Source organism: Lysinibacillus sp. COL-1, from assembly GCF_059814265.1.
In genome coordinates this window covers 889070-911396 of sequence record NZ_JCAWSJ010000004.1, presented here as the reverse complement: position 1 = coordinate 911396, position 22327 = coordinate 889070, and the positions used below count along the sequence as shown (strand labels likewise).

Below are 22327 nucleotides of genomic sequence, written 5' to 3'. Positions count from 1 at the left end.
GGAGCTGGAAAATCCACAACCATTAAATGCATGCTGAACTTACTAAAAAAAGAATATGGCGAAATATTGCTTTTTAATAAAGATCATGTCGAACATGAACTATCGATAAAAAACGACAGCGGAGTCGTATTTGACGATTTACACGTACCAGAAACGCTAAATGCGACGCAGCTCGACAAAATCATGAGAAAAGTATTCCAAACGTGGGATTCAGGCTATTATTTTGAACGATTAGCTCAATTTAATGTCCCAAAGAGGAAGAAGATCAAGGAACTATCAAGAGGTATGAGGATGAAGCTGTCAATTGCATTAGCATTGTCACATCATCCAAAATTATTGATTTTAGATGAACCAACAAGTGGATTCGATCCTATCATTCGGGCTGAAATTTTGGATTTATTTTTAGCATTGATGCAGGATGAAACACATAGCATTTTATTTTCTTCCTATATTACAAGCGATTTAGAAAAAAATGCTGACTATATTAAGTTGATTCATAAAGGTGAAATTTTATTGAGCGAAAGTAAGGATGCCCTCTTATGATTATGGGATTTTCAAAGGGAATAGTGAGGAAGTAAGAGATTTGCCAGAGCATGCGATTGTGAGAAGACGTCCGGGAGCGTTTGGAATCGAGGCTTTAGCACTTAAACATGAAGGAAATGAGGCTTTCAGGCTTGAAAAACCTTAAATGGCTTCATTTATATACGACGCGAGAAATTTGCTAATCACCATCAAAAAATAGGCTGCCTATTGGCAACCTATTTTTTATCAATTACAACATGGATTAATGTGTCATTGGCAATATCAATCGTAAAGGCTTTGCCAAATCCAACTACATAGCGTCCGTCTAGAGGTGTTAATTCAAATAATGAGAAATCGAGTGAACGTAACATTTCCATCATTTTTGCATTAAATAGTTGATCGAAGGCAGCAAAAATCTCCTCATGACCTTCATTTCCTAAATTTTTAGGCTGACATTGCCAGCGTGCTCGCTCTGTGGCAAATGGATTGGCTGTCACAGCTTCATCTGCTACACAAATTAAATCGACTACTTCTGACTGCTCCATTAACTGGTAATGTTCGGCAATACGACTAATATACACATAAAATTTCCCATTCAAACGTATAAAAGGCGTTGTACTACTAAAAGGCTTGCCTTCCCCATCTACAAAGCTTAATACACAATTTTTTTTACCTTGAATAAATGCTTCATAGTTTTGTTTTACTTGTTCAATATCAATTGCTTTTGGCATGTTGTTTCCTCCTATACTTTGACCGTATTTTTTAATTGAATCCGTGGGGCATTATCCCATGTGACATATTGAATTTCTGCTTCCATACGATAAATTTGTTGGATCATTTGCTCCGTCATAACCTCATCCGGTGTACCCATTTGTGCTCGTAAGCCGTCCTTTACAACAACGATTTGATTGCTATAGCTAGAGGCTTGGTTTAAATCATGGAGCACCATCACAACAGTCATGCCCATATCACGATTAAGCTCTCGCACTAATTCTAGCACTTCATGCTGATGGGCAATATCTAAGAAGGTCGTGGGCTCATCCAATAATAGCACTTGGGGCCGTTGTGCCAATGCCATTGCAATCCACGCACGTTGCGCCTCCCCACCAGATAAAGCGGCAATAGGCTTTTCTTTATAATGTGAGAGGTAGGTTTTTTCCAATGCCCAATCAATTATGGCCTCGTCCTCTGCATTGAGACGCTCAAACCATTTTTTATGTGGATAACGACCATAGGCGACTAAATTTTTGACGGAAATATCGCTCGGTGCTTGGTTTTGTTGACTCAGCATACACATTTTGCGTGCGATTTCCTTTGAGGATAATTGACGCATATTTACACCATCAAATAGGATGGTTCCTGCATGATACGGCTGCATCCGTGCGATCGCCTTTAAAATCGTTGACTTACCGGAGCCATTCGGTCCAATAATGGATAAAATTTCGCCCTGTTTCACTTCAAATGAAAAATTATGGACAACTTCCTTTTGTTCATAGCTGATGGATAGCTGATCAATTGTTAACATTAGAACGCCCTCTTTCTCATTAAATATAAGAAGTAAGGTCCACCGAGAACAGCCATTAAAATACCTGCTGGAATATCAAGTGGTGCAAATAATGTCCGTCCACCCGTATCGGCAATCAATAAGACAATAGCTCCCATAGCCATACTCATAGGCAACATGTACTTATAATCGGAGCCAACTAGTAGCCTAGCCATATGCGGGACGATTAATCCAACAAAGCCAATCATGCCAACTGCTGCAACCGAAATTGCTGCTAGAAAAACAGCTAAAATAGATAACATAATACGAATACGGGTCACACTTTCTCCTAAATTGGTTGCGACCTGATCGCCTAAACGAATAATATTAGCTTTTCGAATGGCAAAAATGGATAGAATCCAGCCGATAATGGCATACACATAAATCATATGCAGTGATGCATTTCCTTTTGCTGCAAGACTACCATTCATCCATTGCACAGCTGATGGTAAACGATCACTGTAAAGAATGGATAAGAATCCAATGACTCCACCACACAATGCATTTACGGCTACCCCTGATAAAATAATGGTGATGGGTGTAATGCCTGTACGTCTCCATGCAAGAGCATATACTATGGCTGCTGCAATTAAGCCACCAACAAAAGCTGCAAGCGGAATCAAATGCGTTAGCTCTGGATTAGCTAAAAGAATAAGTAACACAAAGGCCGCTGCCCCACTCGTTACCCCTGTTAACCCAGGATCGGCTAATGGATTGCCCATAACTGCCTGCAATAAGGCACCCGAAATGGCGATACTAGCACCAATAATTAATGCGAGCAGCACGCGCGGTAGGCGAATATCCCAGATGATGGTTGTATAAACACCCTCTTGATCACGTCCATTGATCAGGGTAGATAAAATATCAGGTACGGAAATATGAACACTGCCTAACCCGATCGCTACAATGGCTGCTAAAATCGTTACCACAAAGGTCGTGATAATAATCATGCGACTTCTTGCTGTATGAATCATACCTCTACCTCACGAACTTATTTATAAAAATAATTTGCAATTGTTGTTAGTGCTTTCTCAGCATTTGTAATGGATGTGACACCGAATGTACTATAATCAAGCATATAGATTTTGTCATTTTTATAGGCTGATAATTGTTGCCATGCACTATTCTTTTTAATCTCTTGTTTAAATTTATCTTCATTTGCTCCATGATCACCTGATGCTAAAACAAAAACGATGTCCGGATCAGCTACAACAATATCTTCTAAATTCATTGGCGAATACGTTGATTCTGCTTTTAGTACCGATTTCGCAATATTGTCTGCACCTAATCGTTCTACTAAGCTTCCTAAGTAGGATTGGTCGTTCATTACCATAAAGGAATCAGATGTACCGATGACAAGCATCACAGATGGTAATTCTTTTCCTTGTGCTTTCTCTTCCAATTCTTTTTCTTTTGCTACGAGATTTTGTAAAACCTCATTCATTTTTTCTTCTTTACCAAAGTACGTACCGAGCACTTTAAAGCTTAATTTTAAGTCTTCATATGAATCCGTTGGTAAATAAGCTGTCGGTAAATTCATTCCCTGTAGTGCTTGATCAAGTGAGCTTTGTAATGATGATGCCCCAAGGATTAAGTCTGTTTGTAAGCTTGAAATAACCTCTAAATCGGGCGACATTGGCGAGCCGATTTTTGTAATAGAATCAAAGTCTGCTGGGATAGGGTTTGTCGATGTTGGCACTCCTACTGGTGTGATGTCCAAAAGATGTAACATTTCTGTTAAAGGCACCGATGTCGTGACAATTTTTTCTGGTGCTGTTGTTGGGAAGCTTGCTAATGCCTTTTGGAATGCTTCCTCATCGACACCATCTTGAAATGCATCCTCTTGCACATCAGCTGTATCTGCTGTTTCTTGTTGTGTTGTTGCTTCTTCTTTTATTTCTTTGTCAGTACTCTTTTCTTCCTGATCTGCACAACCAGCTAGCGCTAGTGATAATGTCAGGGTACTGACAGCAAGCCATTTTTTCATAAGATAAATATCCTCCAATTTAAATGCGAATGATTTTCAATATCATTCATACTATCAAAGTTAATTGAGAATTTCAATGCTTAATTGAGAAGAAAATAAACATTAAAAAAGGAGAACTTTGAAAATATTCAAAGTTCTCCTCATGTTGTTGAAAAAAGATCATGTCAAAGGCAGAAAAAGCAACTTTGCAAGGGGAAGGGGTGATTTCCGTTCCGCCAGCGTCCTTTCCAGGGGGCGTCCGATGAGCCGCTTCACTCACTTACGTGTGCTCCAGGGTCTCATCTGTGACGCTAAATCCCCTAGGAGTGACGCTGGCTCCACTCCAATCAACCATTCTGCAAAGTGTCTTTACTTTTTTTCATAGTAATATAGCGATTAAATAGCCCATTATTTTTAGAGGGAATAAGCTCTTATTTTCAATATGGAGAGGTGATGTGTGACAACACTTCTCCATAAAGAGTAGTGAAGACCTTCGCCTTATTTGAAAACCTTTGCTAAAAAGGTAATACTTTTGTAGGTTGGAGTGGAGGCTACTTGACTCCCGTGGGATAACGAGACAGGCGAGCCTCTAAACGGAGTGATAGCGGAGGAGGCGGCTCGGGGCGCTCGCCCACAGGAAAGCAAGTAGCCTGCAACGGAAATCCATTTCTACCTTTCAATTGACTGTTTTGTTTTTCAACACTAAAAGGAGAACCTTGGAAATATTCAAAGTTCTCCTTTTTACTATAATGAATAAATTGTTATAACTTGGATAATTAGTATCATTTTAAGCTCTTTTATTCGCTTGGGCCAATAATCGAGATAGCTGGTTCGGCTTTTAAAATTTTGGCAATTAGTCGATCTACTGACTCCATGGATACAGCATCTATAGATGCAAGTACCTCGTCTACAGTACGATGCTTACGATGCACCAGCTCACTTGTCCCATTGCGATTCATACGGGCCCCCGTGCCTTCTAAACCAAGGACAAAGCTACCTTTCAGCTGCTCTTTTGCATTATCAAGCTCTTCTGCTGTGATGCCACCAGCGACAATGTCCAGTAAAGTAGCATCAATGGTATGCTGAAGCTGAGCTAATTGCTGGCGACTAGTACTACCATAAATCGTAAACGCGCCAACATCGGCATAACAGGATTGGTAGGAAAAAATAGAATAAGCTAACCCACGTTCCTCTCGTACTTCTTGAAATAATCGAGAACTCATATTGCCCCCAATAATGCTATTCAGTGCAATAAAACTATACATATCTGGATCTTTCACACCAATTGCTGGATATGAAATCGCAAGATGTGCTTGCTCGGTATCACGAATTTTCGTCATTTCTCCTGGATAAAATGCAGGATTTGTCAGTACAGGCGCAATCGCTTGTGGAGAAGGTTGGTAGTGTCCAAATAAATCTTCAATCGTTTGCATAAGCTGAGCTGAAATATTACCCGCAATGGATATAACAACAGATTCTGGACCATAATGTTTGTCCATATAATGTCGTATGGCGTCAGCCGTAAAAGTCTTTAATGTCTCAGCAGTTCCTAATATCGGACGACCAAGTGCATCATTCGGATACATGACACTCCACAGTTTTTCATGAACATCATCATCAGGCGCATCTTCACTCATTAATATTTCTTCTAATACCACTTGTCGCTCTTTTTCTAATTCTTCTTCCGCAAACGTAGAATGAAAAAACATATCTGCTAGTATTGTGACAGCAAGCTCTGCATGATGATCTAAAACTTTTGCATAATAACATGTATTTTCTTTCGATGTGAACGCATTTAACTCTCCGCCAATTCGATCAAATTCTTCAGCAATTTGACGGGCTGAGCGAGTTGTTGTTCCTTTAAATAACATATGTTCAATAAAATGTGTGATGCCATTTTCTTCTGGTAGCTCATAGCGAGAACCTGCATTCACAAAAATACCTAATGCAACAGACCTCACATGATCTATATGCTCTGATACTAGCCGAACACCATTTTGACATGTATGTACTTGAACCAAAAAATCTCCCCCAATTATAAAAATTCTCTACTAGTCTTTTTGCTACTATTTAAAAAGGCTGCGCAATCATACGCAGCCTTTGGAATCATTATTATTTTTCTTGTTCAGCGCGTTCTTTTTCCTCTTGTATTACTACTTTACGAGATAAATTCACACGACCTTGCTTGTCAATTTCAATAACCTTCACAAGTAATTGATCGCCAAGTTTTAAGACATCTTCCACTTGCTTTGTACGTTCCTCTTGAATTTCGGAAATGTGTAGCAAACCATCTTTTCCTGGGAAGATCTCACAAAATGCACCGAATTTTTCAATACGTTTCACAGTCGATAAGTAATATTCCCCTACTTTTGCTTCCCGTACGATATCTTCAATAATTTGTTTTGCACGTGCATTCATTTCCTCATTTGCAGAAGAAATGTAGATTGTACCATCTTGTTCTGTATCAATCTTAACGCCTGTCTCTTCAATAATTTTGTTAATTTGTTTACCACCAGGTCCAATCACATCACGAATTTTATCTGGATTAATTTTCACGATGACAATTTTCGGTGCAAATTCAGACAATTTTTCACGAGGTTCAGCAAGTGTTGCAAGCATTGACTCTAGAATATGCATACGACCAACTTTCGCTTGTGTCAGTGCTTCTTCTAAAATATTGCGAGATAAACCGTCGATTTTAATATCCATTTGTAGTGCTGTTACACCTTTAGCTGTACCAGCAACTTTAAAGTCCATATCACCTAGATGGTCTTCCATCCCTTGAATATCCGTTAAAATGGAATAGTGCTCGCCTTTTTTGATAAGACCCATTGCAATACCTGCAACTGGTGCTTTTAATGGTACACCTGCATCCATCATGGCTAATGTAGATGCACAGATAGAAGCTTGTGAAGTGGATCCGTTTGATTCAAGTACTTCAGATACACAACGAATTGTATATGGGAAAGCCGATTCATCTGGAATAACAGCTTCAAGCGCACGCTCACCTAACGCACCATGACCAATTTCACGACGGCCTGGACCACGGATTGGACCTGTTTCCCCTACAGAGAATTGAGGGAAGTTGTAATGGTGCATAAAGCGTTTTGATTCTTCTACACCTAAGCCATCAATAATTTGTACATCACCTAGCGCCCCTAGTGTACAAATAGATAGGGCTTGTGTTTGTCCACGTGTAAATAGACCAGAACCGTGTGTACGTTGTAATAAGCCTGTTTCAGAAGAAAGTGGTCGAATTTCGTCGAGCTTACGACCATCTGGGCGAATCTTATCTTCCGTGATTTGACGACGCACTTCTTCTTTTACCATTTTATCAAGAATGTTATACACTTGTTTCATTGTTTCATCGTCGGCTTCTTGCTCTTCATAGGAAGCGATAACACGATCTTTTACAGCTTGAATGGCCTCATCACGCGCATGCTTCTCCGCAGTTTGAATCGCATCATGCATATCAGTCTCACAAGCTGCTTTTATATCGGCTTGAATCGCTTCGTCAATCTCAAATAATGTCACTGGTAACTTTTCTTTACCTACCTCTGCCACAATTTGTTCTTGGAAAGCAATGATTTTTTTGATTTCTTCATGACCGAACATAATAGCTTCTAACATGATTTCTTCTGGCACTTCAAGTGCGCCCGCTTCAACCATGTTGATGGCATCTTTGTTGCCTGCTACAGATAAATGAATTGTTGAGTGTTTCGATTGCTCCACTGTCGGGTTAACGATGAATTCTCCGTCAATATAACCTACTTGTACACCAGCTATTGGTCCATCAAATGGAATATCAGAAATAGCTAACGCTAATGATGAACCTACCATCGCTGCCATTTCAGATGTACAGTCAGGATCATTGGACATAACCATCGAAATGACTTGTACCTCGTTACGGAAACCATCTGGGAACATCGGACGAATTGGACGGTCGATTAAACGGCTTGCTAAAATCGCCTTTTCAGATGGACGCCCTTCACGCTTAATAAAGCCGCCAGGAATTTTACCTGCAGCATATAGACGTTCTTCATAGTTAACTGTTAATGGGAAGAAATCAAGTGGTTTTGGTGATTTTGACATTGTTGCTGTGGCAAGTACAGAAGTATCGCCATAGCGTACTAATGCGGCTCCGTTTGCTTGTTTTGCTAACTGTCCAACTTCAATTACAAGTGGACGGCCAGCCCATTCATAGGAATAGACTTTCTTTTCGTTCATTCAATGAACCCCTCTCTATTATAAAAACACTTACTTCGTCTGTATGTACTAATAGTAAGTGTACCAAAAATGCTTGTTCTATGCTAAATAATATTTCATGAAATAATCATACATTTAAATTCAGTTATTGCCAATTTATTTAAGATTTATTTCTATATTTTATTGAAAAAGCATTTTTTACATTGGTATACGGATTTTCAATGGATTCCTACCAAAAGGTACAAGCTTAAATATCAATTTATGATAACATTGCGCTCATCATACAACATCTTATCAGTATAAAGAAAGTCACATAGCAAGTAAAGCTAAAACAAAAATAGAGGTACTATCAATCATACCCTGTAACGATTTGCTACAGGGTATTTGATTTTATGAAATCGTAAGTTATGTAGTTTTCGTCATGGAGTGCATTGTATTTTTTTCTAGCTTCATTTTTTTGCTTATGATAGGCATTACGAAGCGATCAAGTCCAAATTTCCCAGCATTATAGCCTGCCACAACGATAAAGATCGCCAGTAGAATATCAAATGGATTACTAGAAATCGTACCAGCTAGCAAGAAGGCAAAATTCATAACCATTCCAAAAAATGCTGCATATGTAGTTAAGCACCCTAGTATTAAGCCAAGACCGACAAGGAATTCTCCCCAAGGAATGACCACATTAAATATTTCAGCATTTGGTAAGGCAAATGACTCTATAAATTTTACATATGTAGGATATACCACTTTTTCTCCACTCATGACAGGATTCTCTGATGCAAATGTTAAAAACCCTGAGGCATCAAATCCATTCGTCAATTTACTCCAACCTGCTGTCAGCCAATGCCAGCCCAAGTAAATACGCACGGCTGTTAGAATAGCAGCAACAATGTTATTCTCTCTTAAAAATGTATTAAACATTAACCAATCCCTACTCTCTATTTTTTACTTTTCACAACGGTCTTCAATAAATCTATAGAGATCAGCTATTCTCCACACTTGCACCCTGTTGTCCTTCGTAGATTGTGAACATTTTATAAATGACTATTCATTCGTAAACGAAAAAACAACCCCTATTCAATTCGTTCAATGCATTGAGCAGCAACAAGGATAGACTATCGCATAGTTTTTGAATTTGGTTGCGAAATGTGATTAGAATATACCATCCTTTTCAACCATACTAAATTGTTTTGGTGATTCGTTCATCGTTGTGTAATAAAGTTATGGCTTATTGTTGAACAACATAAAATAATAGACGAGAATAAACCTGCATTATGAACAATACGCTGCATATATGTCGCAAGTTTCAACCATAAAAAAAGACTGTAGACAAACTAAAATTTGTCTACAGTCTAATACAGCTATACTTGCGCTTTGAATTAGCGACGTAAGCCTAAACGGTTGATTAGTTCACGGTAACGTTGTACGTCTGTTTCACGAAGATATTTTAATAAGTGACGACGACGACCTACCATTTTAAGAAGACCACGCTCAGAGTGGAAATCTTTTTTGTGTGTACGTAAGTGAGCATTTAGAGCGTTGATTTCCTCTGTTAATACTGCAACTTGTACTTCTGGTGAACCAGTGTCACTTTCGTGAGTACGGTACTCAGCGATAATTTCGTTTTTACGTTCTTTTGTAATAGCCATTTGAATGGACCTCCTAAAATATAATGAATCCCCATTAGCACAGTAAACGTTGGAGTCATCGATATACCGAGCTAAGGTTAAGCATTTATGCACTTATGAATGTTACCATAAATCATTTGATCAAGCAAGTAAAACGTCGGCTTGAATGTTGTCATCTCATCATGCTGTGACGCTTACAAATCGTTAAAGTATCGGATAGCTTCTTGTTTATCCTTTTCGATTTGCGCTTTCAACGCCTCAATCCCATCGAATTTTCGTTCGCTTCGAATCCGTTTGTACCAAGCTACATGTACTTCTTCACCATAAATATTTTTATCAAAGTTTAAAATATGGACCTCAATCGATAATTGCTTATCATTTGGATCTTTGAAAGTTGGTTTGTAGCCCACATTACAAACACCATCATACCAGTTATTTTGCACGAGTAAACGAACAGCATAAACACCACTTGCTGGAATGAAAGTGCCTTCTAAAGCTTGGACATTTGCAGTAGGGAAGCCAATAGTACGTCCGCGTTTATCACCGTGTACAACAATCCCATTGATTTCAAATGGTCTGCCTAATAGTGTTGTAGCTTCTTCCATATCGCCCTCTTGTAGTAGCTTGCGGATACGGGTAGAGCTGATTTTCTCAACATCGTCTGTTTTCTTCTCCACAATGGTTACACCATACTCACCATTACTTAATGCACGCATATCGTCCATAGTTCCTTTTCCGAATGCCCCAAACGAATAATCAAAGCCAGCTGTAACATGTTGAATATTTAATCCACGAATAAAAGTATCAATAAATGCTGCTGGTGAAAGCTTAGCAAAATCAGAGGTGAAATGAACAACAAACACCGTATCCACACCCTGTTCTTCAAAGAGCTGTAATTTCTGTTGTAAGAGTGTAATATAAAAAACTTTTTCATTACGTCCACCAAGAACTAATGAAGGATGTGGATCAAATGTCATCACTGCAGTCGGAATTTGCCGCTTATTTCCCTCTTCCTTCGCTGTCTTGATAACTGCCTGATGCCCTCTATGTACACCATCGAAAAAGCCAAGAGCAAGCGAATATGGCTGCATGCTTTCTCGTTGCTGTAATTGATGTGGGTATTTTAAATGAATGACCTCCATTGAAAAATCCTCCTACTCTATCGTCGGAAACATCTTGTGTGGCTTCATCAAACCATCCTTCGTAGGGTGAGCCTGATAAACCGCCACTGCCTTTCCATTGATTCCAAACACAATTTTATCATGACTCTTTAATAATGCATCTGCTGGAAGCACTTGTCCATTGAAAATTTCCTTTTCATTGGCGGCAGTAATCTCAATATATGGATAGTCTGCTAATGCATACTCGACAGGTAAAATACAGGTAGCTGCTTGCTCTGCATCCATTAGCTCAGCAACTTGCGCTAATGTAAAGCAGTTATCACGAGTAAAAGTGCCTGAGGCTGTGCGTACGAGCTCCTTCATATGTGCAGGATAGCCAAGAGCTTCACCAATTTGCACAGCTAGTGTACGAATATAGGTCCCTTTACTGCAAGCAATACGGACCGGAAATGTAATCTCTTGCCCCTCATATTGTTCAATCTCATCAAGCAGCTCTAAAGCATAAATCGTTACTTGACGTGTTGGTCTTTCAACCGTTTCACCTTTTCTGGCATACTCGTAGAGACGTTTTCCATTTACTTTTACGGCTGAAAACATTGGTGGCGTTTGTTCAATAACACCTGTTAATGTAGCTAACACCTCTAACAGCTGCTCACGAGAAAAGCTTTTTGTGGTCTGATCTTGCGCAACCGTTTCGCCTTCTGCATCCTCTGTTGTTGTAGTACGGCCGATTGAAATGATAGCTTCATAGACCTTTCCTGCATCGGTTAAATATTCAGCAATACGCGTTGCTTGGCCAATACAAATAGGTAGCACACCCTCTACTCCCGGGTCTAGTGTCCCTGTATGCCCAACTTTTTTTGTGCGCAAAATTTTCCGTAATTTAAAGACACAATCATGGCTCGTCATGCCTCTTTCTTTCCAAAGTGGTAAAATACCGTTCATATTAGTGCCTCCCAGTTACCTTCTCTATCATCGATTACGTATTGACATAATCCTTTTCCATAAAGATAAAAGTCTGCCTGCATTAACATGCATGTGGCAGACTTTTTTAGCTTATTCTTTGTGTAAACCTCTTAACAATGAATCAATACGGTTACCATATTCAATCGATGAATCAAATTCAAAGAGTAGTTCTGGTGTACGTCGTAAACGAATGCGTGATCCGATTTCTGATCGAATGAAGCCAGAAGCTTTTACTAAAGCTTTAAGCGTTTCTTCACGTTCACGCTCATTGCCTAAAGATGTAATATAAATTGTCGCTTGCTGTAAATCACCCGTTACATCAACACCTGTAACAGTCACAAAACCAACACGCGGATCTTTTATTTTACGGCCAATAATATCGCCAAGCTCTTTTTTCATTTGCTCAGCAACACGGTTTGAACGTAGAGACATAATTTGTCACCTCTATTTCGATGTACAGATAGCTGTGCATTTCATTGCTGTATCAAGCTTACAGCTATCTACTATTGCTTATAAATAATCTCGCCACACATCAAGCTGTTCCCATGATGGATTTGACTGCAAATAATGGAGCGCATGATTTATTTCCCGTTCAGCTGCATCTTTTGATGAAGAAACAGCAACAAGTCCTAATTTCGTACGCTGCCATACATTTTGATGGTCAATTTCCGCAATAGAAACATTAAATTTCTGCTTTGTGCGGGTAATCATACGCTGTAAGACAGCGCGTTTTTCCTTTAACGAATGGGCAGTTTGAATGATGAATTCAACCTCTGCATAAACGATCATTAGACGCGTTTAACTTCTTCCATAATATAGGCTTCAATAATATCGCCTTCTCTAATATCGTTGAAGTTTGTAATCGTAATACCACATTCGTATCCTCTTGCTACTTCTTTCACTTCATCTTTGAAGCGTTTAAGCGTATCTAGCTCACCTTCAAATATAACCACGTTATCGCGGATTACACGTACACCTGAATCACGCGTTACTTTTCCTTCTGTTATATATGAACCAGCAATTGTACCAACTTTTGATACTTTAATTGTTTGACGAACTTCTGCTTGACCAATAATTTTTTCTTCAAACTCAGGATCAAGCATACCTTTCATCGCTTGTTCAATCTCTTCAATTACTTTATAGATGATGCGGTGTAAGCGAATATCTACACCCTCTTCTTCTGCAGCACGTTTTGCGTTAACATCTGGACGTACGTTAAATCCAATAACAATCGCATTGGAAGCTGCTGCAAGAGAAATATCAGATTCTGTAATAGCACCCGCACCTGTGTGAATAATTTTCACATTTACGCCTTCTACATCAATTTTCATTAATGAGGCAGCCATTGCTTCAACAGTACCTTGAACGTCAGCTTTCACAATTAAGTTAAGCTCTTTCATTTCGCCTTGGCTCATTTGTTCAAATAAGTTATCCAACGTAACACGTTGTTTTTCTGAACGCTGTGCTTGAATTGCTGACATAGCACGAGTTTCACCAACTTGGCGTGCTGTTTTCTCGTCTTCAAAGACTACGAAGCGGTCACCAGCTTGAGGTACATCGTTTAAACCTGTAATTTCTACTGGTGTCGATGGGCCAGCTTCTTTTACACGACGACCTTTGTCATTCACCATCGCACGTACACGACCATACGTATGACCTACAACAATTGGATCTCCTACTTTTAATGTTCCATCTTGTACTAATAGCGTAGCAACAGAGCCACGTCCTTTATCAAGCTGTGCTTCAATAACTGTACCAAGCGCTAAACGATCCGGGTTCGCTTTAAGCTCACCAACCTCGGCTACAAGTAAAATCATTTCTAACAATGTATCAATGCCTTCACCTTTTAATGCAGAAATCGGTACGAAAATTGTTTCGCCGCCCCATGCTTCAGGAACTAAGCCATGCTCTGTTAATTCTTGCATGACACGATCAGGATTTGCTGATGGTTTATCCATTTTATTCACAGCTACAATAATTGGTACTTCGGCTGCTTTAGCGTGATTAATCGCTTCTACTGTTTGCGGCATGACACCATCATCAGCAGCAACTACTAAAATGGTTAAGTCAGTTACTTTTGCTCCACGTGCTCGCATTGTTGTGAAAGCAGCGTGTCCTGGTGTATCAAGGAAAGTAATTTTCTTGTCACCTTCCGTTACTTGGTATGCCCCAATATGTTGTGTGATACCACCGGCTTCTCCTGCTGTCACTTTCGTATTACGAATAGAATCCAATAATGTTGTTTTACCGTGGTCAACGTGACCCATGATTGTTACAACTGGTGGACGTTCTGATAATACTGCTTCGTTCACTTCTTCCGTTTGCTCGAAGTGTGTTTCTAAATCCGTAATATCTACACGAATTTCTTCTTCCACTTCTACACCGTAGTCTGCGCAGATTAATTCAATTGCATCCTTATCTAATTCTTGGTTAATTGTTGCCATTACACCAAGCATAAATAATTTCTTAATGATTTCAGATGGCTCACGGTGTAATTTTTTTGCTAATTCCGCTACTGATAATGATTCAACAAAAGTAATTTTTTCTGGCAGTTCCTTTTGTTTTACTGGTATAGACGGTTGATGCGTTTTTGGATGGCGACGTTTGCCTCCATGAATGCCTGGTTTTGGACGTTGGTTGTAACCACCGCCACCTCTACGATTATTATTATTATTGTTATTATTATTATTTTGTGTCATATTTCTATTTTGATTACCTTTTGTATTCTTAGATTTTTCGTTAGACGAATTTGAGTTTTGCTGTGTGTGTTGCTGATTGTTTGCTTTAGGCTTAGAAGTAGCAGATTGCTGCCTTTGTCCTTCTTGCATTTTCACCGAATGCTGTGGTTTTTGCTGTCCATTCGATTGAGGTCTTTGCCCCATATTTTGAATGGTTTTTTTTGCTGCTACATTTTTCTCAGGTGTTGCTTTAAATGATTGGTTTAACTTTGCCACAATATCTTTTTCCAACATCGACATATGGTTTGTTACACTCACATTTAATTTACTTAGTGCTTCAATAACCTCTTTACTCGTTTTATTCACTTGCTTCGCATATTCATGAACTCTGATTTTGGTCATCTGCTCACCCCCGATTAGTTTTCGTTGAGTAGACTAGACAATTTACGTGCAAAACCTTTATCGGTAATAGCTAAAGCCACTCGGGCCTCCTTACCTGTAGCATGTCCTAGATCATAGCGATCTCCAATTACATGATACTCAACGTTGTAGTACGTGCACTTATCTTGAATTTTCTTACTAGAGTTTTTAGAGGCATCGTTTGCAAGCAATACTAGCTTAGCATTGCCATTCCGAACTTCCTTTACTACTAACTCTTCTCCTGAAATCACTTTACGTGCTCTTGCTGCGATCCCAAGCAAATTAAATATTGCTTGATTTATCATAAAATTGACTCCCTACGAATCAGCAAAATAAGTTCCTCATAAATTTCTTCAGGAATTTTAACATCAAGCTGGTGCCCTAATACATTTTTTTTGCGCGCGATGTCGATTGCATTCTCTGATTTAGATACATATGCACCACGCCCAGGCTTTTTTCCGGAGATATCTACACTTACTTCGCCCTCTTTTGAACGAACAACACGTACCATCTCTTTCTTTGGTAGCATTTCTCCAGTTGCTACACATTTACGAAGAGGTACCTTTTTGTTTACAGCCATAAGAATCACCATTCCTCTCTGAAGCTTGTCGTAAGAGGTGGACAAGTCATGCTCTACTTGACGCTCTGACAGTATTCAGTCGGCGTAGGGGGCCCACTGAATACTGTCAGCTAACTCGTCACACGGGCTTTCTTACTTATTCTTCGTCGTCTTGATATAAGTCAACTGCCACGTCATCAAAATCACTTTCTTCATCTTCAGCAGGGATGAAAGTGCTTGTAGCAGAAGGATAAATACCTAATTCACGAGCATCTGTTTCACTCTTAATATCAATTTTCCAACCAGTAAGCTTTGCAGCTAGACGTGCATTTTGCCCACGTTTACCAATTGCTAATGATAATTGATAGTCTGGTACGACAACCGTAGTTGATTTTTCTTCCTCGTTCACTTGAACATCTAATACTTTCGATGGGCTTAATGCATTGGCTACGAATACAATTGGATCTTCAGACCATTCTACAATATCAATTTTTTCACCATTTAGTTCATTGACAATCGTTTGTACACGAGCACCTTTAGCTCCAACACATGAACCTACTGGATCTACTTCTTCATTATGTGCATGGACAGAAATTTTAGAGCGATCTCCAGCTTCACGAGCAATTGATTTAATTTCTACAATACCTTCATAAATTTCAGGTACTTCCATCTCAAATAATCGACGTAATAAACCAGGATGTGTACGAGACACAATCACTTGTGGTCCACGTGTCGTACGCTCAACCTTTGTAATATATACTTTGATACGATCATGTGGATGATAAGATTCGCCTTGAATTTGTTCATTAATTGGCAATGCAGCTTCTACTTTCCCTAAACCTACATAGATATTTCGAGCATCCAAACGTTCCACGACACCTGTTACGATATCATCTTCACGGTCTACATATTGCTCATAGATTAATCCTCGCTCCGCTTCACGTACACGTTGTGTGACAACTTGTTTTGCTGTTTGTGCGGCAATACGTCCGAAGTTGCGTGGTGTTACTTCCTGTTCCACGATATCTTCTAGCTGATAAGCTGGATTAATGACTTTTGCATCTTCTAAAGAAATTTGCAAACGATCATCTTCTACCTCTTCCACAACATCTTTACGTGAAAATACACGAATAGAGCCCTTATCTAAATTTAAGTCCACTCGAACATTTTGTGCTTGATTAAAGTTGCGTTTGTAAGCTGTAACTAATGCCGCTTCAATGGCTTCAATTAACACATCTCTTGAAATTCCTTTTTGTTCTTCTAGCGCATTCAACGCATCTAACAAATCACTACTCATTTTGTTTTCACTCCTAAATATGCATTATGCTGAAAAATCAATGGCAAGTCGTGCCAATGCGATTTTTTCTTGTTCAATTGTTACTGTCATTTTACGTGTTTTAATACGTACTTCCACCACTAATGTATGTTCATCGTATGACGTTAAGTAGCCTTGGAATTCCTTCATGTCCTTAATGGGTTCATAAGTTTTTACATAAATAAATTTGCCAATTGCTTTTTCAAAATCCGTATCTTTTTTTAAGGGGCGCTCTGCTCCAGGTGAAGAAACTTCTAAATAATAGTTTTGTGTAATTGGATCTTTTTCATCCAATAACAGGCTTAGTCGTTCACTAACTTGAGCACATTGGTCAATGTCAATGTCACCCTCAGGCGTATCGACATAAACACGTAAAAACCAGTTACGTCCTTCTTTGACGTACTCAATATCCACTAGCTCAAGATTTAACTCATCCACAATTGGTTTAGCGAGCTCTTCAATTAAAGATGGTACTTTGCTCATTGTTGCCTCCTGTATTTATCAAATTCTAGCGTATGAATTGTTCATCACTGTAAGTTAATGCAGTAATGAATCATAATAAAACAGAAATTCCACCAGTTGCTTTGGTGAAATTTTACGGTCTTACCTGCTGTTAGTCAAAATTTGTTTTGCTACGGTATAACAACAGAAAAGAGCGGGTATGCCCCACTCTTTTGCTGGAAAAATATCAACAAATTATTACCATAAGGATAGCACAGTTCTCGGCACAATGCAAATTTCCTTCATGACAGTTAACCATATTGTGTCAGGATTTTGAAATTCTACAGTGACCTTTCGCCACGACACAAATCACTTACTAAAAAAGTGATAACTGATTGGCATCAGGCATGCCTTCTAAGCAACCAAGTTGGTCCATGTATTCGATAAGTGTTTTCGATACACGCCCACGTTGCTGTAAATCTTCCTTGGATAAAAACTCTCCCTCTTCCCGAGCGGCTACAATCGTTTTGGCAACGTTGGTTCCAAGTCCTGGAATCGCATCGAACGGAGGAATTAATGAATTGCCATCAATAACAAATTCACTTGCTTGAGAACGGTATAAGTCAACTTTCTGGAAACTCATGCCTCGTTCACACATTTCCAATGCAAGCTCCATCACCGTTAATAAGTTCTTCTCTTTAGTGGATGCATCTAAACCTTTCATATTGATTTCATCAATACGTGCTCGAATCATTTGCGACCCTTGAACCATCGCAATTAAATCAAAGTCATCTGCACGAACTGTGAAATACGCTGCGTAATAGAGGATTGGGAAATGTACCTTGAACCAAGCAATACGTACAGCCATTAGCACATATGCTGCCGCATGGGCTTTCGGGAACATATATTTTATCTTTTTACAAGATTCGATATACCAGCCTGGGACTTTATTGGCGAGCATCTCAGCTTCAAACTCCTCAGATAAGCCTTTCCCTTTACGTACAGACTCCATGATTTTAAAGGCCAGTGATGGTTCTAGACCTTGATAAATTAAATACACCATAATATCATCACGACAACCAATTACTTCTTTCAGCACACATGTACCGTTTTGAATTAATTCCTGTGCGTTGCCTAGCCATACGTCGGTTCCGTGGGAAAGTCCAGAAATTTGGACAAGCTCTGAGAATGTGGAAGGCTTTGTATCTTCAAGCATTTGACGTACGAAACGTGTACCAAATTCCGGGATACCCAATGTTCCTGTCTTACAGCCAATCTGCTTTTCTGTGACTCCTAACGTTTCTGGAGAACTAAAAATTTTCATTACGACAGGATCATCGGTTGGGATTGTTTTTGGATCTATTCCAGATAAATCCTGCAACATCCTGATAACCGTCGGATCATCGTGTCCAAGTATATCAAGCTTTAAAATATTGTCATGAATAGAGTGGAAGTCAAAATGGGTTGTCCGCCATTCTGCATCCTGTGCATCTGCAGGGAACTGCACTGGAGAAAAGTCATAAATATCCATGTAATCAGGTACAACGATAATTCCCCCAGGGTGTTGCCCAGATGTACGTTTTACTCCTGTACAGCCTTGCACTAAACGGTCGACTTCCGCACCTCGGAAATGTAAATTATGATCATTTGCATAGCCCTTTACATAGCCATATGCTGTTTTCTCTGCCACTGTACCAATAGTTCCAGCACGATAAACATAATCCTCTCCAAATAGCACCTTCGTATAGTTATGAGCTTGTGGTTGGTATTCACCAGAAAAATTCAAATCGATATCGGGTACCTTGTCACCTTTAAAACCAAGGAAGGTTTCAAATGGTATATCTTGTCCATCTTTTTTATAAGGTGTGCCGCATTCCGTACAGTCTTTATTTGGCAAGTCAAAGCCTGAGCTGACCGAACCATCATCAAAAAACTCAGAATGCTTACAATTAGGACAAATATAATGAGGAGGTAATGGGTTAACCTCTGTAATTTCCATGAAGGTTGCGACTAATGAAGAACCAACCGAACCACGTGAACCAACTAAATAGCCATCAGCTAATGACTTTTTCACCAGTTTGGCTGAAATTAAATAAATAACACCAAAGCCGTGTCCCAAAATCGATTTTAATTCTTTTTCAATTCGAGCTTTCACGATTTCTGGTAACTCCTCACCATAAATACGATGGGCCATTTCGTACGTTAAATTGGTTACCTCATCATCGGAGCCTTCAATTTTTGGTGTATAGAGGTCATCCTTAATCGGTTTTACATCACCAATACTCTCTGCAATTTTTTGCGCATTCGTTACAACCACTTCTTTTGCAAGATCTGGTCCTAAAAAATCAAATTCCTTGAGCATTTCATCCGTTGTTCTAAAATGAACCTCAGGTAGCTTGGATCGATTTAAAATATTAGCTCCACCCTGTGAACCAATAAGTATTTGCCTAAACATGGCATCTGTTGGATCTAAATAGTGGACATTTCCAGTGGCAACAACAGGTTTATCTATCTTCTTCCCAAGCTTAACAAGCTTACGAATAATATCCTCTAACGTCCATTCATCACGTACAACATTGCGTTCAATTAGTGGCGCATACACAGCTTTCGGTTGTACCTCGATATAATCATAGAATCGAGCAACTTGCTCTGCTTCCTCAGGTGACTTATTCATCATCGTTTCGAAGAGTTCACCATTACTGCAGCCTGAACCTACTAATAAACCTTCGCGATACTGCTCGAGTACAGCCCGTGTCACTCGAGGAACACGATAGAATGTTTTCGTATGAGAATGTGAGACGATTTTAAATAAGTTTTTTAAGCCCACATTATCAACGGCTAAAATCGTACAATGCATTGGTCGACCTTTTTTATAGGCATCGCCACCACCAATATGCTTATTGAAGTCGTCATGGTAATTAATCGCTAGCTCATCTGCATCTTTTAATAAATGTAATAGTAGATAGCCTGTCGCCTCTGTATCGTAAATCGCTCGGTGATGTTGTGTTAATTCAATATTGAATTTTTTACACAGTGTGTTTAAACGATGATTTTTCATAGTAGGATAAAGCAATCTTGCAAGCTCTAATGTATCAATGACCGGATGGGTTGTTCCTTCAAGGCCAAATTTCTTATAGCCTGTATATAAGAAACCTATATCAAATGATGCGTTATGAGCAACAACTATTGCGTCACCAATAAAGGCATGAAATTCTTTAATCACTTGCTCCACTTCAGGTGCATTTCGAACCATATCATCTGTAATTCCTGTTAGTTCAATGGTAGTAGCCGAAAGTGGATGATGTGGATTGGCAAAGCTTTCGTATTTATCTATGACATGCCCGTCTTTAATTTTTACTGCGGCCAATTCAATAATCGTATCGTAAGCCGTAGATAGCCCTGTTGTTTCTACGTCAAAGACAACATACGTTGTGTCTGCTAATAAACGATGTTCAGGAGCATAGGCAATCGGTACACCATCATCTACTAAATTTGCTTCTAGACCATAAATGACCTTGATCCCATGTTTTTTTCCTGCTGCATATGCTTCAGGGAAGGATTGCACAACAGCATGATCCGTAATAGCTATTGCTGGATGCCCCCATTTTGCGGCCTGTGCAACAAGCCGGTCAACAGGTGTAACTGCGTCCATTTGGCTCATCGGTGTGTGCAAATGTAACTCAACACGTTTTTCGCCCTCTGGTGCTAAATCTTGTCGTGTTTCTTTTTTGATTTCATTAATATCATTCGCCATGACAATTAAATCACGGATGAATGTATCCGTTTGAACAGAGCCTCGCACTTTAACCCACATGCCCTTTTTCAGATGCTGCATTAATTCTGCATCATCATTATCACGAGAGAACATTTTAACGATGATGGAATCTGTATAGTCGGTAATTTTAATTTGTAATAAGGAGCGTCCACTTTTTAGCTCTTTAATCTCCGTATCAAAAACAAACCCTTCAATAATGACACGGCGTTCTTCCTCGACAATCCGTTTAATTTCCACTATTTCATCATCTTTAATATGCATTCCAAGCTGGAATGGACGGTCACCAAGATTCGCCAATGCCGGGTTATCCTTTTTCTCTTGCTCACGTTTTTGGAAATCTTGCATCGCTTGCTGCGCTAGGGCCACTTCTTCCATACGTTTCTGCTCCATAAACGCCTCTTGTGCCGCGATCATTTCTTCCGTCTCTTCTTGTAGTACAAAGTCGATTACCATATGGGGGAAGCCGAATTGACCATAGCTTTCGGAAAGCTTGTCAGCATACTTTGTTTTCAGCATCATAAATTCCATTTCCTGCATGCAGGACAAAGTAATTTTTTGACCATTCCACATTGGCACTTGAGAGATGAGACAGCTTTTAAGCGTCGGTGCCATCTCATCAATTTGTTCCACAACACTTAACCAGTAAGCTTGCACCAGTTCCTCTGTCACATTTTTCTCTACCGTTTCAAAGGTAGTATTAATTTGTGCAATTGCTGAAAATTTCTCCGTTAAATGTGTACGGAAAAGCTGATATAACGGAAACGGCAGTATATCTTGTAATTTAATGGTGAAATGCCAAAGTCTAACCTTTTTATGGACTGTTAGGCGTGATAATTCACCTTCCTCAAAAAATGACATGTACACATCATCTGTTAATTCTAATTGTTGCAAGAGCATTCGAAGTCTCATTCTTGCCTCTTGTTGCTGTTCCAATCTAACGACACCTACTTTCAGAAAGAGGTAGGTTGTTAAGCCTCCTCCTCTAATTCGTCTCAAAGACACGAGAGAATTCAAGAAAAAAATTCGCTCCCTCACTGCGGGCGCTCTTCAAGCCTAACAGAGTTTTACCATCTGTTGTTTCTTGCTTGGCTCACTGTCCCGCAGAAGTGTCGCGAATTATTTATCTCTATCTTATCAAAATTTTACGAAAGCCTCTATCAAAAGCATTAACTTCCAATTATAACCGA

At 39.3% G+C, this 22327-nt stretch carries 20 protein-coding genes; 1 reads left to right on the top strand and 19 read right to left on the bottom strand.

The genetic code is table 11. From position 1 onward, the window contains the following. The first annotated feature begins 30 nt into the window (after window positions 1–30). Window positions 31–543, top strand: a complete 513-nt coding sequence (locus tag AC6BKE_RS12625) for an ATP-binding cassette domain-containing protein (RefSeq protein WP_230593795.1) — start codon at window positions 31–33, stop codon at window positions 541–543. A 215-nt stretch (window positions 544–758) separates the two neighbouring features. Here the strand turns inward: AC6BKE_RS12625 and AC6BKE_RS12620 are convergent, their stop codons facing one another. From AC6BKE_RS12620 to AC6BKE_RS12530, 19 genes are all read right to left on the bottom strand, one after another. Continuing rightward, complete coding sequence (locus AC6BKE_RS12620) at window positions 759–1253, bottom strand: pyridoxamine 5'-phosphate oxidase family protein (RefSeq protein ID WP_036121345.1); 495 nt, start codon at window positions 1251–1253, stop codon at window positions 759–761. Between the two features lie 11 nt (window positions 1254–1264). Further along, on the bottom strand, window positions 1265–2047 hold the full coding sequence (locus AC6BKE_RS12615) for an ABC transporter ATP-binding protein (protein WP_036121348.1): 783 nt from the start codon (window positions 2045–2047) through the stop codon (window positions 1265–1267). Beyond that, window positions 2047–3039 carry a FecCD family ABC transporter permease gene (locus AC6BKE_RS12610; RefSeq protein WP_036121351.1) on the bottom strand — a complete coding sequence of 331 codons (993 nt, stop codon included), beginning with the start codon at window positions 3037–3039 and terminating at the stop codon, window positions 2047–2049. The genes AC6BKE_RS12615 and AC6BKE_RS12610 overlap by 1 nt, the downstream gene beginning before the upstream one ends. A 17-nt stretch (window positions 3040–3056) precedes the next feature. Further along, on the bottom strand, window positions 3057–4052 hold the full coding sequence (locus AC6BKE_RS12605; RefSeq protein ID WP_499856880.1) for an ABC transporter substrate-binding protein: 996 nt from the start codon (window positions 4050–4052) through the stop codon (window positions 3057–3059). Between the two features lie 73 nt (window positions 4053–4125). Further along, window positions 4126–4311, bottom strand: a complete 186-nt coding sequence (locus AC6BKE_RS12600) for a hypothetical protein (protein WP_197412998.1) — start codon at window positions 4309–4311, stop codon at window positions 4126–4128. A gap of 517 nt (window positions 4312–4828) precedes the next feature. After that, complete coding sequence (locus AC6BKE_RS12595; RefSeq protein ID WP_141903482.1) at window positions 4829–6052, bottom strand: M16 family metallopeptidase; 1224 nt, start codon at window positions 6050–6052, stop codon at window positions 4829–4831. Between the two features lie 91 nt (window positions 6053–6143). Then, window positions 6144–8258, bottom strand: coding sequence for a polyribonucleotide nucleotidyltransferase (gene pnp / locus AC6BKE_RS12590; protein ID WP_036121371.1), 2115 nt, complete (start codon window positions 8256–8258; stop codon window positions 6144–6146). Between the two features lie 384 nt (window positions 8259–8642). Continuing rightward, window positions 8643–9158, bottom strand: a complete 516-nt coding sequence (locus AC6BKE_RS12585; RefSeq protein ID WP_036121376.1) for a DoxX family protein — start codon at window positions 9156–9158, stop codon at window positions 8643–8645. Window positions 9159–9616: 458 nt separating this feature from the next. Further along, window positions 9617–9886: a 30S ribosomal protein S15 gene (gene rpsO, locus AC6BKE_RS12580; protein ID WP_036121378.1), complete on the bottom strand. Its 270-nt coding sequence runs from the start codon at window positions 9884–9886 to the stop codon at window positions 9617–9619. A 173-nt stretch (window positions 9887–10059) separates the two neighbouring features. Next, window positions 10060–11007 carry a riboflavin biosynthesis protein RibF gene (ribF, locus tag AC6BKE_RS12575; protein ID WP_036121380.1) on the bottom strand — a complete coding sequence of 316 codons (948 nt, stop codon included), beginning with the start codon at window positions 11005–11007 and terminating at the stop codon, window positions 10060–10062. Window positions 11008–11019: 12 nt separating this feature from the next. After that, window positions 11020–11931, bottom strand: a complete 912-nt coding sequence (gene truB, locus AC6BKE_RS12570) for a tRNA pseudouridine(55) synthase TruB (protein WP_036121383.1) — start codon at window positions 11929–11931, stop codon at window positions 11020–11022. Window positions 11932–12042: 111 nt separating this feature from the next. Further along, on the bottom strand, window positions 12043–12384 hold the full coding sequence (gene rbfA, locus AC6BKE_RS12565) for a 30S ribosome-binding factor RbfA (RefSeq protein ID WP_036121387.1): 342 nt from the start codon (window positions 12382–12384) through the stop codon (window positions 12043–12045). Between the two features lie 78 nt (window positions 12385–12462). Next, on the bottom strand, window positions 12463–12741 hold the full coding sequence (locus tag AC6BKE_RS12560) for a DUF503 domain-containing protein (RefSeq protein ID WP_036121391.1): 279 nt from the start codon (window positions 12739–12741) through the stop codon (window positions 12463–12465). Beyond that, a complete protein-coding gene (infB, locus tag AC6BKE_RS12555; RefSeq protein ID WP_036121394.1) occupies window positions 12741–15032 on the bottom strand; it encodes a translation initiation factor IF-2 in 2292 nt (763 codons plus the stop codon). The genes AC6BKE_RS12560 and infB overlap by 1 nt, the downstream gene beginning before the upstream one ends. A gap of 14 nt (window positions 15033–15046) precedes the next feature. Further along, window positions 15047–15355 carry a YlxQ family RNA-binding protein gene (locus AC6BKE_RS12550; RefSeq protein WP_036121397.1) on the bottom strand — a complete coding sequence of 103 codons (309 nt, stop codon included), beginning with the start codon at window positions 15353–15355 and terminating at the stop codon, window positions 15047–15049. Continuing rightward, window positions 15352–15630, bottom strand: coding sequence for an RNase P modulator RnpM (gene rnpM, locus AC6BKE_RS12545; protein ID WP_036121399.1), 279 nt, complete (start codon window positions 15628–15630; stop codon window positions 15352–15354). Before rnpM ends, AC6BKE_RS12550 begins: the two co-directional genes overlap by 4 nt. 136 nt (window positions 15631–15766) lie before the next feature. Continuing rightward, window positions 15767–16906, bottom strand: a complete 1140-nt coding sequence (nusA, locus tag AC6BKE_RS12540; protein ID WP_058843511.1) for a transcription termination factor NusA — start codon at window positions 16904–16906, stop codon at window positions 15767–15769. A 24-nt stretch (window positions 16907–16930) separates the two neighbouring features. After that, complete coding sequence (rimP, locus tag AC6BKE_RS12535) at window positions 16931–17407, bottom strand: ribosome maturation factor RimP (protein WP_036121405.1); 477 nt, start codon at window positions 17405–17407, stop codon at window positions 16931–16933. 334 nt (window positions 17408–17741) lie between these two features. After that, window positions 17742–22073 (bottom strand): PolC-type DNA polymerase III, encoded by a 4332-nt coding sequence (locus AC6BKE_RS12530; RefSeq protein ID WP_089932000.1) that lies wholly within the window; start codon window positions 22071–22073, stop codon window positions 17742–17744. Window positions 22074–22327 lie beyond the last annotated feature (254 nt).